Annotated in this window: 6 protein-coding genes; all 6 read right to left on the bottom strand. The window is 70.7% G+C overall.

From position 1 onward, the window contains the following. Window positions 1–3: 3 nt before the first annotated feature. The 6 genes from IPL40_08565 to IPL40_08540 all read right to left on the bottom strand — a co-directional run bounded on the left by IPL40_08565 (window position 4) and on the right by IPL40_08540 (window position 14,148). Entirely contained in the window at window positions 4–2,292 is a 2,289-nt protein-coding gene (locus IPL40_08565) for a diguanylate cyclase (protein ID MBK8481214.1), read from the bottom strand. 63 nt (window positions 2,293–2,355) lie between these two features. After that, window positions 2,356–4,830 (bottom strand): TonB-dependent receptor, encoded by a 2,475-nt coding sequence (locus IPL40_08560; GenBank protein ID MBK8481213.1) that lies wholly within the window; start codon window positions 4,828–4,830, stop codon window positions 2,356–2,358. A 91-nt stretch (window positions 4,831–4,921) separates the two neighbouring features. Beyond that, window positions 4,922–6,829 carry a hypothetical protein gene (locus IPL40_08555; protein ID MBK8481212.1) on the bottom strand — a complete coding sequence of 636 codons (1,908 nt, stop codon included), beginning with the start codon at window positions 6,827–6,829 and terminating at the stop codon, window positions 4,922–4,924. A 234-nt stretch (window positions 6,830–7,063) separates the two neighbouring features. Beyond that, on the bottom strand, window positions 7,064–8,695 hold the full coding sequence (locus tag IPL40_08550) for a SpoIIE family protein phosphatase (protein ID MBK8481211.1): 1,632 nt from the start codon (window positions 8,693–8,695) through the stop codon (window positions 7,064–7,066). A gap of 86 nt (window positions 8,696–8,781) precedes the next feature. Then, window positions 8,782–10,074, bottom strand: coding sequence for a trypsin-like serine protease (locus IPL40_08545; protein MBK8481210.1), 1,293 nt, complete (start codon window positions 10,072–10,074; stop codon window positions 8,782–8,784). A gap of 237 nt (window positions 10,075–10,311) precedes the next feature. Further along, window positions 10,312–14,148 carry a hypothetical protein gene (locus tag IPL40_08540; protein MBK8481209.1) on the bottom strand — a complete coding sequence of 1,279 codons (3,837 nt, stop codon included), beginning with the start codon at window positions 14,146–14,148 and terminating at the stop codon, window positions 10,312–10,314. Window positions 14,149–14,256 lie beyond the last annotated feature (108 nt).

Raw genomic sequence — 14,256 nt, 5'->3', positions numbered from 1 at the left:
CGCTCACCCCTTCTTGGTCGCGTCGTCCTCTGCCAGCGCCGGCACCGGCGCCAGGACCGCCTCCGGCCCCTCCTCCAGCGGCATCCCGATCAGGAAGCCCTGGATCAGGTGGCAACCGACCTCGCAGACCCGCGCACGCTCCGCCTCGGTCTCGACGCCCTCGGCCACGATCTTGACCCCCTCCTCATCGGCGAACTCGACCATCCGCCGGAGCAGGCGCGCCTTGATCGGCATGCGGTCGATATCACGGATGATCGTCATATCGACCTTGATGAAATCGGGGCTGAGCATCGCCACTGAGTTGAGCCCGGCATAGCCCGCGCCGAGATCGTCGATCGCGAAGCGAAAGCCCCGCTGGCGCAGCCGCCGCATCGCCGTGCGCATCCGGGTGAAGTCGCCGATCGCGGCCCGCTCGGTGATCTCGAAGACGACGCGTTGCGCGTGCCGATCGAGCTCCGTCTCGCGGTTGGTCAGCTCTGGATCGAGCAGCTCCGCTGGGTGGAGATTGAAGAAGAGCAGCGCGTCCGGGCGTTCGTCGAGCCGATGCGCGGCCTTGTGACGGATCTCCCGTCCGAGGTTCCAGATCTCGCCCTCGCGCAGCGCCCAATCGAAGAGATCGACGAGACCCACCGTCGATCCCGGCGCCACCCGGCAGAGCACCTCGTGCGCAAAGAGCGACGAGTCCGCGGCATGCACGATCGGCTGATAGGCCACGCTGAAGCGCTTCTCGCTGACGATGCGCGCCATCTCCTGGGCCTGGGCCAACCAGCGTGAAGGCTGCGGTCCGCGCGCCAGCGGATGCGTGCGGTAGGAGTCACGCCGCGCGCGGCAGCTCTCGATCGCCGAGGGCAGATGGTGCAGGTCGCGCCGCAGCAGCACGTAATCCAACATCGCCAGGTTCGTGCCCAGCAGCTGCTCGAAGGGTTGCTGGCTCTCGACGATCAGCACACGCACGGCGCCCGGCTGCTGACGCATCAGCTCGCCGAGGACGAAGAGGCCGCTGTCGTCGCCCTGCTCCATATCGGCCACGCAGATACCGTACTGGTCGCGGCGACAGAGCTCGAGCGCCTCGGCCAGGCCGCCGACCTGGGTCACCTCGAAGCCGTCGAGCAGCACCTCACGGTAGCGCTGCTGGCGCCCCGGGTCGGACTCGACGATCAGGACGCGCTCGACCGCCAGCGCGCGCGGGAGGGCCTCCGCGGGCGTGGGTCGGCGGGGACGGAGCCCGCGCCCGTCGGGCGGCGTCGGCGTCGGCGTCCTGATCGGCACGCCGGCCTCGACCGTCGGCCCCTGCGTGCCCGCCAGCACGACCCGATTGCGGCCCATCCGTTTGGCGGCGTAGAGGGCCCGATCGGCCGCGCCGACCAGCTCATCCAGGTTGCTGCCGTGCTGGGGGTAGACGGCGACACCGATGCTGACCGTCTGCACCAGCGGCAGCACCGTCTCACCGTCCTGAATCGGCGTGGCCTCGAGGGCGACCCTGAAGCGCCGGGCCGCCTCCAAGGCGCCCTCCAGCGTCGTATCGCTGAGGAAGGCGACGAACTCCTCACCGCCGAAGCGCCCCTCGGAGTCGATGCTGCGAAAGGAGCGCCGCAAGACCTGGGCACAGGTCGTCAAGACCAGATCGCCGATACCGTGGCCGTGCTGGTCGTTGACCCGCTTGAAGTTGTCGAGGTCGCACATCAGCAGGGCCGCGGAGCGCTGATGGCGTTCGGCGGCGGTCAGCCCGGCGATCGCCGCCTCACCGAAGGCGCGTCGATTGAGCAGACCCGTCAGCGGATCGGTCCGCGAGAGGCGCTGGACCTCTTCGAAGGCGGCGTGAAGCTCGCGGGTCCGCACCTCGACCAGGCGCTCGAGATCCTCGGCGCGCGCATGGGAAAGCGCGAGCAGCTCGCGGAAACGGGTCTGCATCCGCGCCTCGGCGCTGACGTCGCGATACTGCGCGATCGCCGCGACGACGCCGCCCTGTTCGTCGGTGACCGGGCTGACCGAGAGCCAGACGATGTACTGCTGAGCGTCGGCGCTTTCGACGGCGATCTCGGCCAGGCGAAAGACGCGGTTGCTCTCGAAGCAGCGCGCGATCGCCTCGCGATCGACCTGGGTGGGCGCGCCGAGCAGGGTGAAGACGTCCGTCCCCGCGCTCAACCGCTGAGCCAGCGCGCGCCGGCTGAGCCCGGTCATCGCCGCGAATGGGGGATTGTGGAAGACGATCCGCCCCTCGCGATTGACCACGACGGCGGCGTCGGTGAAGCCACGCAGCAGGGGCTCGACTATCTTTGATACTTGACCCATCGGCGATGCCACCCACGCCAACTATAACAGAGCGACGGCTATAACAGAGCCACGGCGCAACCCTCAGAAGCGCTGGCGCACCGAGGCCAGCGCCGTCAGCCCCAAGCCCGGCGTATCGATGCCGCCAAAGCCGGGCTCGACCAGGCCGCTGTTGAGCAGATTGTAGGCGCCGACCGAGAAAGCCGTGCGCCGCAGCGGACCCCAGCTCAGACTGGGGGTCGACAAGACGAGGTTGAGCAGCAGATACGAAGGCAAGCGGTAGGCCTTGCTGTCGAAGCCCCCGCCGCCCGCGAAGGGCACGTTCTCCGCGCGATTGGCCTGCGAAGCCCAGCGCCGGGCGACGTACGCGCCGTAGAGGGAGGCCCGCAGCTTCAGCGCCGGCAGTCGATAGGCGGCGCCGAAGCTGAGCAGGGTCGTCGGATAGAGTGGATTCATCTCCGCCTGGCGCTGGCAGAGCGAGACGTCGGCGAGCAAGCAAGCGCGGGTGGCGGTCTGCTGCCAGGAGAAGTTGAGATAGGCGCTGAGCTGCTCGCGCAGCCGGGCGCGCAGGCCCGACTCGACGCCGATCGTCCGCAGGTCGGAGGAGTTCTCGGCGCGCGTGAAGTTCCCCGCCTGGACGTACTCGACCTTGCCGTTGACGAGGTTGAGGAAGCCATTGACCAGCACGTCGAGGCGCAGCTCACGCTCGAAGAGCAGAATCCCGCTGCCCAGCGCGGCCTCGAAGGTGTGCGCGACCTCGGGATCGAGCCGCAGATTGCCGCTGATCCCCGAGAGCACGTAGGGCGTGCCGTAGAGCAACTCCGCCGGCGGCGCCTTGAACGAGCTGCCGTAGAGCAGCTTGCTGTAGAGCGAGAGCTCGCTGCGCCGAATCAGCGAATAGGAGGCGCCGAGCCGCGCGTTCAAGCCGGGACAGGAGCTGAAGGTGCAGCGCCCGTAGACGTTGTGTTGCTCGAAGCTGGTCCCCGCGATCAAGGAGAGCGACTCGACGGGCGTCCAGAGGACCTGACCGAAGGCGGCGAAGTTGACGAAGTCCACGTCGCCGAGCACGTAGGAGGGCAGCTTCACTGAAGCCGCTCCGGCGGCGCCGCCCTCGACGCTGTAGATCGAGGGGAGGTCGTGGAAGTCCTGCGTCAGGGTCGTCCCGGCGATCAGCGTCAGCGCCGGCGTCAGGTCGAAGGTCACCTCGCCGTTGAGGTCGTAGCCAAGATAGCCGCCGACCTTCTCTACCCAGAAGGGATTGCCTTGGGCGATCTGCAGGTGGTTCGCCCCCGTATGGCCCCCACCGGCGAGGCTGACCTGCAGGCGGTAGGTCAGCGGCAAGACGCGTAGGCGCCGGTCATGGCCCAGTCGGACGTACCAGTTGCGCATACCCACGCGGTTCTCGTGGGTCAGCACGCCCCAATCGGTGAATTCGCCGTTGCGCGCGAACTCGTTGTAGTGGCCCTCGAGGCGCAGCGTTCCCCAGCTCTCGTTGGTCAGGCTCAGTTGGCCGAAGGCGCTGCCCCAGAGATCGCGATCGTCCTTCGAGCTGACGCTCTCCGCGCTGCCATCGAAGTAGCGCGGCCCCGAGGTCGCGAAATGCGGCGAGGTCGACGGCAGCATCAGCCCTGAGCGATCGGCATAGCCGACTGCCGCACTGGCGAGGAAATCGAGCGTCGTGCGGCGGGTCAGCTCGAGGTGGTGGCCGATCGCCAGGTTGCTGGTGAGGGAGGGATTGAGCGGCGTCTTCGCCGTGGCGCAGAGGTCGGTCACCTGCTCCCCAGCGCGCGCACGGCGGTTGACGTCGGCGCAGGCCGCCGCGGCGACGCCCGACTCGACGGTAGCGGTGGCCCAGTTCCGTCGGTAGCCGCTGCGGGTGATCACGTTGACGACGCCGAGGAAGGCGTTGGCGCCATAGAGCGTGGAGCTCGGTCCGCGCACGACCTCGACGCGTGAGACCGCCTCCATCGGCAGCAACTCTGGGCCGAGCCAGTTCGCCGTGTCGCCCCGGTAGGCGATCGGCTGACCGTTGATCATCACCTTGATGCTGCGGCTCCAGGCGCGCAGGCCGGCGTCGATCCCGCGCATCGCGATGTTGGGATGAATCAGGTCGTCGCGGACGTAGATACCCGGCACCTGCCGCAGGGCATCGGCCAACGAGCGATAACCGTTCTCGCGCAACTCGCCCGCCTTGATCACGCTGACGATCGAGGGCGCCTGCTCGACCGACTGCTCCTTCTTCGTCGCCGTCACGACGACGTCGATGACATCGAGGAGGCTGCCCAGGCCGACCTCGCCGCTGTCGTCGGCCGGCAGCACGCCGAGATCCTCGAGGTCCTGGGCCCACGCGGACCTCGGCGCGGGCAGCAGCACGATCCAGCACAGGGCCGCGAGCAGGGGGGCAATGGTGCGCCGGCGCGTGCGGAGCGGGCGAGCCGGACCGCTCGTGGCTGCGGCCGCGGCCGGCCAGCGCCGCCGAAGGTGAAAATTCGCGGAGGAGGCTGCCGCGGCGAGCGTGGTGGTGACCGCCGCGGCGAGGAGGTAGGGGAGACTTTGCAAGAAGGGCCGCCCCCCGGCTGGTGGCGCGCCGACGACCGTCGCCGACCGCAGCGTACGGTGGCCCCGATCGTCGGCGATCGGAGAGGCGCGGCTACTTCGCGGAGACCGCCGCGACCGTCGCGTAGTTCATCAGGGTCGTGGGACCCGCGGGCGTCAGGGTGAAGCCCTTGCGCGCCACCGCCTGCTTGCTGCGCTGGGCCACCGGGATCGAGGAGATCGTCTCGGCCCAGAGCTTCTGCACCGCTTTGTACTTCTCGAGGCGAACCTGGTAGCTCTGATCGGTCTTCGCCTCGTCGAGCAGGGTGTCCATCTGCGCGGCCTTCTCGGGCTCCGCGCTGTAGAGCGAGCTGCCAACCAGATCCTGGCTCGAATGCCCAAAGGAGTAGAGGAAGTTATCCGGATCACCGAAGTCGGCGGCCCACCCGAGCCAGAAGGCCTCAAGGTCATGGTTCTTCTTGCCGTCGGCCCCAGTCCCGAGCAGGGTGGTCGCGTAGCCGTCGAAGCCACCGACGTCATGCTTCGTCACGCTGACGATGCCGGTCGACTCGAGGTCCGCCTTGATCTTATCGGTCATCGGTGCGTTCTCGGGGTAATCGCTGCTGAACGAGATCCCGAAGCTGAGCTTGTTGCTCTCGCTGTAGCCGGCCTCCGTCAGCAGGCGCTTGGTCTCGTTGAGGTTGGGCGGCGCCGGATTGAACTCCGTCTTGAACGACTCGGAGTAGGACCACAGGCCCTGCGGAACCATCGAGTAGAGTGGCTTGCCGGCGAGGCCGAAGATCGAGCTGACGATCGCCGGGCGGTCGACCGAAAGCGCGATCGCCTTGCGGATCTTCAGCGCCTTGGCCTTCTCCTCGGCGGTCGCGGTCGGCGCGACGCCGAAGGGCGGAACGCGCAGGTTCAGGAAGAGCACCTCGGTGATCAGGCCATCCGAGTCGAAGACGCTGTAGTTGGCGCTGTCGGCCGCGAGCGACTCGACGAAGGCCGACGAGAGCGTGTTCCAGGCGACCTGCACCGTGCCGTCCTTCAGCGCCTGCTCCAGCGCGGCGTTATTCTGGAAGTACTTGAGCACGATGCGCTCGGTGCGGGCGGTCACGCCGTTCGGCCCACCGTCGTACTTCGGGTTGGCGAGCAGAGTGATCTCCGTATAGTGGCCATAGTCACCCTTGGCCGGATCCTTCGTGTCGTCGAAGCTGATGGTCTCCAGCGTGTAGGGCCCGAGACCGAGCAGGTTGGCCGGCACGAAGAGGTTCTGGTCGAAGTAGAGCTCGTTCCACGACTTGCCATCGGTCGGCTTGGCGTCGGGCGTCTGCGCCTCGACGGTGAAGGGCGTATTGAGCGCCCGCGCGACCGGGTACATCGAGCGGTTCACCGGCGTGAAGGGCTGGGTCGCCAGCAGAGCCTTGAAGTACGCGTTCGGCGACGCGAGCGCGAAGCGCACCTTGTACTCGCTGACCTTGTCCACGCGCGTGACGTTGCCCGTGACGAGCGAGGCCCCCGAGTCCTCGAGGTTGAGGGAGGCGACGCGGTCGATGCTGTACTTGACGGCATCGGCGTTGAAGGGCGTACCGTCGGCGAAGGTCAGGCCCTCGCGCAAGGTGACGGTCCACGTCTGCTCGGTGGCATCGCCGTCCTCGGGATCGGGCGTCGGCTGCGTGGCGACCTCGGGCTCGCCGACGGCCAAGCCGGGCACGTGGTCGAGCTTCGCCGCATCCCAGACGTAGAGCGTCTGGTTGATGTTCATCAGCAGCTCGAAGGCCCCCGTCTGGTAGGCCAGCGCCGGGTCGAGCGAGGTGAGCTGCTCGGTCATGCCGATGGTGATCTTCTTCGTGGCCACGCCGCCGTCCGCACGGTCGACGCCGGCGTCCTTGGTGCCCGTGCCGCTGTCACTGCAGCCAGCGGCTAGCGCCAGGCTCAGCCCGGCAGCGAGGCCCAAACCAGCGAAGCGCCGAACGAGGCGCGAAGCGAACCGCCGAGCGAACCAGGTACTCGCGAGTCTCATGCTACACCTTTCCCCCGCCTGCCGGCGGACTAGACCACTGCGCACCGACTCCACGGCCATGCCGTCGTCGCCCCATAGGGGGTGACCCCGAGCCCGCGGAACACGCGTTCTGTTACTGCTGGACAAAAAGTCCTCGGGACTATAGCGGGCAGCCTACGCCTGGAGCAATTTTTTCTGCGGGGCCTGCGGCCGAGGAGTGATTGGTGCGGGGCCCCGAAAGCGGCGGCACCGCCCTCAAGTGGTGATACGGGCCACCAAGAGCGTGATGTCGTCCTGCTGGGGCTCACCGTCGGCGAAGCCGTAGACATCGCCGACGATCTGCTCCTTCAGCGACGAGAGCGGCAAGCGGGCGTGCTTCTTGACCAGGCGACGAAAGCGCGAATCGCCGTAGACCGCGCCCTTGGCGTTCTCCAGCTCGACGATGCCATCGGTGTAGCAAACGATGAGATCGCCGCGCTTCACCGGCGCATGGTTGAGCTCGAACTCCTGGGTCGGGTAGTAGCCGAGCCAGGTCCCACGGGCGAGCAGCGGCGTCAGCTCACCGCCCTGGGCGGCGACGACGTAGGGGCTGGTGTGGCCGGCGTTGGCGAAGGCGATCTCGTGGCGCTCAGCGTCGTAGAGCGCCGCGAAGAAGGTCATGAAGAACTGGCGGCCGCCGGCCTCGTAGACCACGGCGTTGAGCCGTTGCATGAAGGCCTGGAGGTCGAACCTACCGTCGGCCACCGAGACCATCGTGCTCGCGGCGCCCTTGACCAAGGCCGTGATCATCGCGGCGGGCACCCCGTGGCCCGTCACGTCGCCGATCACCAGCAGCGATTGCTGGCGACCGAGATCGTAGTAGCCCCACCAGTCACCGCCGCATTGCGAGGCCGAGCGGAAGAAGCCTGCCAGCTCGATGCCGCGCAGCGCGACGGTGTCCGCTTGCGGGACGAGCGAGTTCTGGATCGAGTTGGCGATCTCGAACTCACGCTCGAGCGCCGCCTTCTGCTGCGCGCCCTGCATCAGCGTGACGATCTGCCCCGACATGTGATTGATCATGTCGCCGAGCTGGCCGATCTCATCGTGCCCGGGAATCTGCACGCGGCCGCTGAAATCACCGTCGGCGATGTGCTTGGCCTGGGTCGCCAGCGCCCGGATCGGGCGCGAGATGCGCATGCCCTGCACGATCGTCAGCAGCGTGCCCATCAGCACGGCGACCAGGCCGACGAGGATGATGTTGCGCAGATTCGCCGCGGCGACCTGACTCTTGGTCTCCTCGGCCTTCGCCAACTCGGCCTCGAGCGAGCGGAGCGTGAAGGCGATCACGACGCTGCCCAGCGGCTCCGCGCGGTCCTTGTAGGTGATCGGCGTGACGAAGACCATCGAGCGCTGACCGCCCACCGGCAGCGCGCTATGCGTCGTCGGCCCCTTCAGGCCAGCAAGCGTGGCGAGCAGCGGCGAGGGCAGCGCGCCGCCGACCTCGGCCAGCACGCGCTGATCGGGGCCGCGAATCGAGACGTGCGTGATCCGCGCGTCCTGCCGTTGCACGTCGGCCACCATCGTCGTTAGCGAGCCGTAGTCGCTCTGCACGATCGCGATGCGCGCTGCGGTGCCCAGCAGCGAGAGCTGGGCGCGACCGGCCTGGTGCAGCGCCTCGGTGATCGTGCGCCGCAGGCGCTCCGAGTAGCGGTCGATGTTGAGCCGCGTCTGATGGGCGTTGACGGCGCCGAAGAGGCTGATCGCCGCGGCCAGCAAGAGCGTGCTCAGCAAGATCAGCTTGGAGCGGATGCTGACCCGCAACCGGCGCAGATCGGGCACCGCCAGCGCCTTGGGGCCCACCCGCGGCGTCGCGCCGCTGATTCGCGCCAACCTCGTGTCTGAGTCCATCGCGTCTAGGTATCACGAGCGCGCGGGTCGTGGCCAGCCGGCAGCGGGGCCGCGGGGCGCGGACCCGGCAGGAGCGGGGGGTGCGGTCAAGCGGCCTTGCGGCGATGCGATCGCGCCGCCAGCGCGCGCAGCCGCAGTCCCGCGAGCCAGAGCAACGCCAGCAAGGCCTCGCTCAGGCGCAGCGGTGGCGCCCCACCGAGGGCGCAGCCGCCCTCCTCGGCCGGCGAGCCGGCGACGTTGACGGGCCCGCCGATGCCGGCGCTCGCCGCCGCGACGGCCGCCGCAGGCGCGCCAATCGCGCCCACGACCTCGACCTGCACCACCGCCGAGGAGACGCGACCGTCGGGACCGAAGGCGCGCACCTCGAGGGTGGCCCTGCCGGGAGCCAGCGTCGCCGGAAAGGCGAAGGGGGGCGCGTTCAGCGCCTGCGCCGCCGCGCCGTTGACCAGCAGCTCCGCGCGGGTCGCGGCGAAGGCGTCGTCGATCCAGACCTGCACCTGGACCCGCCCGCCAGCCACGACGCTGCCGCTCGCCGGTGCGACGATCCTCACGGGCGCGCGCGCCGCAGTTGTTGCTGAACCGAGCGCGGCGCCAGCGCTCGTGCCGACGCTGGCCTGCTCCTCCGCCGGAGGCGCGGGTACGGCCTCGTCGATGCCCACGTCGCCCCCCGCGACCTGCCTGATCCAGGGGAGATAGGCGTCGGTGCGCACGTCGAAGCCAGCCGTGCTGCAGGAGCGCAGAATGCCGAGGTCCCGCGTCAGCGCGGTGTCGATCCCGTAGGTCGAGTGCACGCCGACGACGACGTCACGGTCGGCGAGATGGAGCAGCGCCGGCCCGCCCGAATCCCCGGGGCAGATCGTCCCCGATCCGCCCCAGGTGGTGAAGTAGCCGAAGGTGGTCGCGGTCTTCCAGAGCACGCGGTTGGTCGCCTGGCGCTTGATCCCCTGCGAATCGATCGCGCTCTCCTCGGTGCGCCCGAAACCCACCAGCACGACCTGGTCGAAGAGCGAGGGCGGCTGGCTCGACACCGCCAGGGGAGCCTCGGCGGGCGCCCGATCCAGCGTCAGGACCGCGAGGTCGTTGGCGCCGGTCGCGAAGTCGAAGTCGGGATGCATCGTCGCGGCGACCACCGCGTAGGACCCTCGCCCCAGTTGAAAGGCCGCCGCCTCGCGGCCGAAGAGCTGCACGCAATGCGCGGCGCTAAGGAGCGTGCGCCGGCCGACCAGGGTGGCGGTGCATAACGCACCAGCGGGCGTCCGCAAGGCCCCCACGCTCGGATGGCCCGCGTCGGCGCTGCCGTTGGCGATCGCCTGAGCGAGGCTAGCCGCTCGCTCCGGCGAGGTGTCCGCGGCGCAGCCGGCCAGCAAGCAAAGCAGCAACAGGGAGCCCGGCGTGGCGCTGTAGCCGCGGCGCGCCCCCCGTGGGGTCCGCGGGGAGCGCGGGGCGAAGCGGGAGCGTGGTGATGCAGAGGGTGACACGTCCGCAAACCTTGCAAGCAGCATGCCTATCGGATCGTAGCCCGTGCCGACCTAGAATAGCTGGGCAATACCTGCAGGCCCGGCCCGCTGTTGGCTGCCGGCGCCAGCGCTGGCGGGGACAGCCTACCCCAGCGCGGCCTACTCGACGGTGAGACCCGTGGGCCGCTCCCAATGACCCGAGCGGGGTCGCGCGGGCGCCAGCGGCGGGCTGGCGGGCGGAGGATCGTCGCCCGGCGGCAGGAAGGGCCGCAGCGACATGCGGCGCACCCGCACGCCATGCAGCGCGCGCCGCAGCACCGCGCCGAGCGGCCAGATCGCGCCGAGCCGAATGTCGAGGTTGAGCTGACTGTGTGCCATCCAGACCGCCACGCGCTGCACCTGAGGCCGCGTCCAGCGCGTATACCAGGCGTTGAGCAGGCGACGATTGGCCTGCACGGAAGGGTCGAGGCCGTGCGGGTCGAGATAGGCGAGCAAGCTATCGAGCGTGGCGAGCGAGAGGTCATCGAGGAGCAACTGGCCGGAGAGGCCCTGGCTCGAGAGCTGGTATTGCAGGGCGACGAGCGCCGAGAGGGGGTTGGGGCGTCCGCGCCGCGCCGCGAGCGCGTCGAGGCGGGCGAGGTCGACGTTGGTCAGGCGCGCGTCGGCGCGCAGCCGGAGGTCGAGCGGCTGCAAGCGCAGGAGCTGGAGCTGGAGGTCGCCTACCAGGTCCCCGCCGAGAGCCTGTAACGCCAGATGGTTGAGCCAGAGCGTGCCGTCGCGCAACGCCAGGTCGAGGACGGTCCGGCCGAGGCGCAGCTCGCTCTGCGAGCGGATGCGCGCCTGGCCCTGGGGGGCGTCGACGAGCTGACTGCGCAGCGTAAAGGCGTCGAACGAGAGGTTCGAGCGCCCACCGATGAAGGGCCGCACGAGACGGTAGGCCGCGCCGACCTCGGTCTGCTCGAAGGTCGAGTGCCGCGCCGGCGGCAGGGCCAGGGTGGGAAGGCCCTCGCCCGCGCGGAGCACGAGCACCTGCGATAGGGGCACCTCCGCGTCGAGGCCAGCGAGGTGCAGCCGCGAGCGTAGCCAGCCGGCGCCCTGCGGCCCGGCCGCGGCGATCGCCTGGGGTGGACCGTCGAGCCAGAGGCTGAAGCGGCGCGCGCGGAGCCATCCCTCGACCTGCAAGCGGGTGGGATCGATGGCCCGCAGGTGGAGCTGCAATCCGAGCGCACCGGCACTTCGCAGCCCATGGTGTAACGCGCGGGCGGCGGCGAACTCGCTCGCGCTGGGGTTGCTGAGGTCGCCGCGCAGCCTCAGGTCGAAGCCTGGGAGCTCCGCGTAGCGGCCGCCGGCAGCGAGGAGCTCCCACGGTCGCTCGAGGGTGCCCGACGCGGCGGCGCTCAGGCCGAGCGTAGGCAGCGCAAGCTCGAGCCGCTGCAGCTCGAAGGGCCCCTGCGAGACCAGTCGTGCCGCCAACCCGAGCCGCGTCGCCACCAGCGGGTGCAGCAGCGCACCATGCGCCAAGCGGCCGAGGGTGAGCTCGCCCTCCAGCCCTCCCCAAAGCTCGGCGGGCGTGACGACGGAGATTGGCAGGCGCGCCCGCCAACCGCCGGCTACCCCGCGCAGCTTGAGCGCCAGGGCAGCGAGGCGCGCACCCTGCACACGCTCGCGCAGCGCGCCCAGGTCCAGTCCTGCCTCCCAGCGCAGCGGCGCGGCGGCCCGGCGCGGATCGAGCTCGGCGTCGAGGCGACCCCGCAGGCGATCGAGGACGAGGTCGACGCCCTGCTGGGTGGCGGCCGTTTGGGCGGCCGCCAAGGTCAGGGCCAGGCTGGCGCGGCGCAGCGCCACCGTGCGGCCCGCCAGGAGCTGCTCGAGCGGCAGCGCAGCGCTGGCGCGCGCAGTCAGCGCCAGCTCACGCTGGCGCAGGGTCGCCCCGGCCTGCCGCTGCTCGAGACGTCCGACGGCCAGCTGCGCCTCGGCGTTGATGGCCCGCGGGGACAAGGTCAGGGCGAAGGGCAGCGCGAGCCCACGGAGCCGCAGCCCACGGCCAGGCTGCTGGAGGCTGGCCACGGCCAGGCGGCCGTCGAGCTTCGCGTGGCCGCGCGCGCTGGCGGCGTTGACCTCGCCGCTCAGGCCGGCGAGGCTCAGCGCCGCGTCCCCTGCCCGATCGGCAGCCGGCTCGGTACCCGACGCGCGCTGGGCGAGGCGCACCTCGCGCAAGCCAAGCCGCGCCCTCAGCTCCAGCGGCAGGCGCAGGGGCGAGGTGCCGGCCGCGGGGCGCGCCCCGCGGAGGGTGGCGGTCAGCGTTACCTCCCCGCCGAGGTCGCGCAGCGGCAGGGTCTGGCGCAACGGGCCGGGAAGCTCCTGCCAGAGGCCAGCCAGCGCCAAGGGCTCGAGCTCCAGGCGCGCCTCACCCGCGGCTGCGGCCCAATCGCGGGTCGAGGCCGAAAGAGCGACGCGCAGGTGCCGCCCCACTTGGAGGCGCAGGGCGGAGAGCTCCGCCCGCCGCTCCTCCGCCTGGCCGCTGAGGTGGGCGCTCAGGCGCGCGCTGGTCTGCAGCAAGCCGAAGCGCGGGTGTTGCTGCCGCAGGGAGCCGATGCGCAGCTCGGCGTCGGCGTCGAAGGCGGTCGGCCGCAGGTCTTGCAGGTCGAAGCCACCCCGCAGCTTCAGCGTGAGATCGCCGACGGCGGCAGGACCGGCGCGCAGCTCGCGCCAGCTGAGCCGCAGCCGGGCGGCGCCATCATGGGCGATCGAGCCCTTCAGCCCGCTGCGCCGCGTCAGCGCCGCACGGCCGGGCGCGACGTCGAAGTCGAGCCGGCCATCGAGCCCACGCAGCGCCACCCCCGCCGTCGGCAAGGCGCCACCCACGGCGTCCAATGAGACGGTACCCTTCAGCGTCTTGAGCCGCGCTTGCCCGCCCGAGGGCAGGGAGAACTCGGCGCGGAGCGCGTTGGCAGCCACGGTGCCCGTCGCGCGCAGCCCAGGCTGGAGGAGCCGCGCATAGGGCAGGAGCGCCGCCAAGGGCAGCAGGAGCCGTGAGAGCTCCGCCCGCACGCGCGTCAGACGATTGAGACCCTCTGCCCTCCCCTTGAGCTGCAAGAGGCGCGCGCCGTTGAGATCCAGGGTCAAGCGGCGCAAGCGAGCCTGGCCCTTGCGTTGGTCGGCCTCGGCATCGCAGCGCAGCGCCAGCGCGGTCGGGGGCAGGGCCCAGGGCGCCGCGAGCGTCTCGGTGCGCAGGTCGAGGCGCGCGCTCAACGCCGCCCGCAGCGGCGCGATGGCCTCAACGTCGAGCACCGCGCGCAAGCGGGTGTCGAGCGTCGCGCGCAGCGCCACCGGCGCGCGCAGCGCCAGACCCACGCTGCTGCGCTGCGTCGACGGTGGGGCGAGCGCCACCACCACGCGTGCCTGCCCCCCACCACCGACCAGCCGCGCCCGCGCGCGCAGCTCTAACCCATCGAGCACCAAGCGCCGGGCGCCGTCATCGAAGTAGATCGCGATGCCGTGCAGCCGCGCCGCTCGCAGGCGCAGGTCGAGACCCGCCGGCACCGGCGACGCTGCCGTGGGTGCAGGCTCGGCTGGCGCTGCGACGGGCGCCGGCGCCGCAGCCCCCGCCAAGGCCAGCCAGCTCGCGCGCTCGCCCCGCCGCTCCAGGCGCACGACCGGGCGCTCGACCTCGAAGCGGCTGATGATGATCACGCCCCGGGGCAGGCCCCGCAGGTCGTAGCGCAGCGTCAGGCGCTCGAGGGTCAGCGTCGACAGCGTGAAGCCACGCGGCGGGCCAACCACCAGACCACGCAGTCTGATCGCGCCGCGGAGACCGAGGTGCAGCTCCAGCGCCTCGAGGTCGAGCGCGGGAAGCGCGAGCGCCCGACGGGCGACAACGACGAGGGCGCGGCGCAGCAGATCGTCGGGGGCAAAGCGCAGCCAACAGGTCAGGGCGGCGCCAAGCGCCAGCAAGAGCACCAGGAGCAATCGCAGGGCGCGGAGGAGCAGTCGCATCATCCCAGCAGCGACCATGCCGGACCGGCGGTGAAGGGGTCAACTCTCGGGGGCGGGCGCGCCGCGACCCGTCCGCGGGGCGGGCGTCGCGGGGCCGGGTTGCGGGCC

Source organism: Pseudomonadota bacterium (assembly GCA_016711215.1).
Lineage (GTDB): Bacteria > Myxococcota_A > Polyangia.
This window is presented reverse-complemented; position numbering and strand designations above follow the sequence as displayed.

Bases quoted from the DNA above. Each gene is read 5' to 3' on its own strand.
- IPL40_08565 (MBK8481214.1), bottom strand. From the start codon at position 2,292: ATGGGTCAAGTATCAAAGATAGTCGAGCCCCTGCTGCGTGGCTTCACC.
- IPL40_08555 (MBK8481212.1), bottom strand. From the start codon at position 6,829: ATGAGACTCGCGAGTACCTGGTTCGCTCGGCGGTTCGCTTCGCGCCTC.
- IPL40_08550 (MBK8481211.1), bottom strand. From the start codon at position 8,695: ATGGACTCAGACACGAGGTTGGCGCGAATCAGCGGCGCGACGCCGCGG.
- IPL40_08540 (MBK8481209.1), bottom strand. From the start codon at position 14,148: ATGCGACTGCTCCTCCGCGCCCTGCGATTGCTCCTGGTGCTCTTGCTG.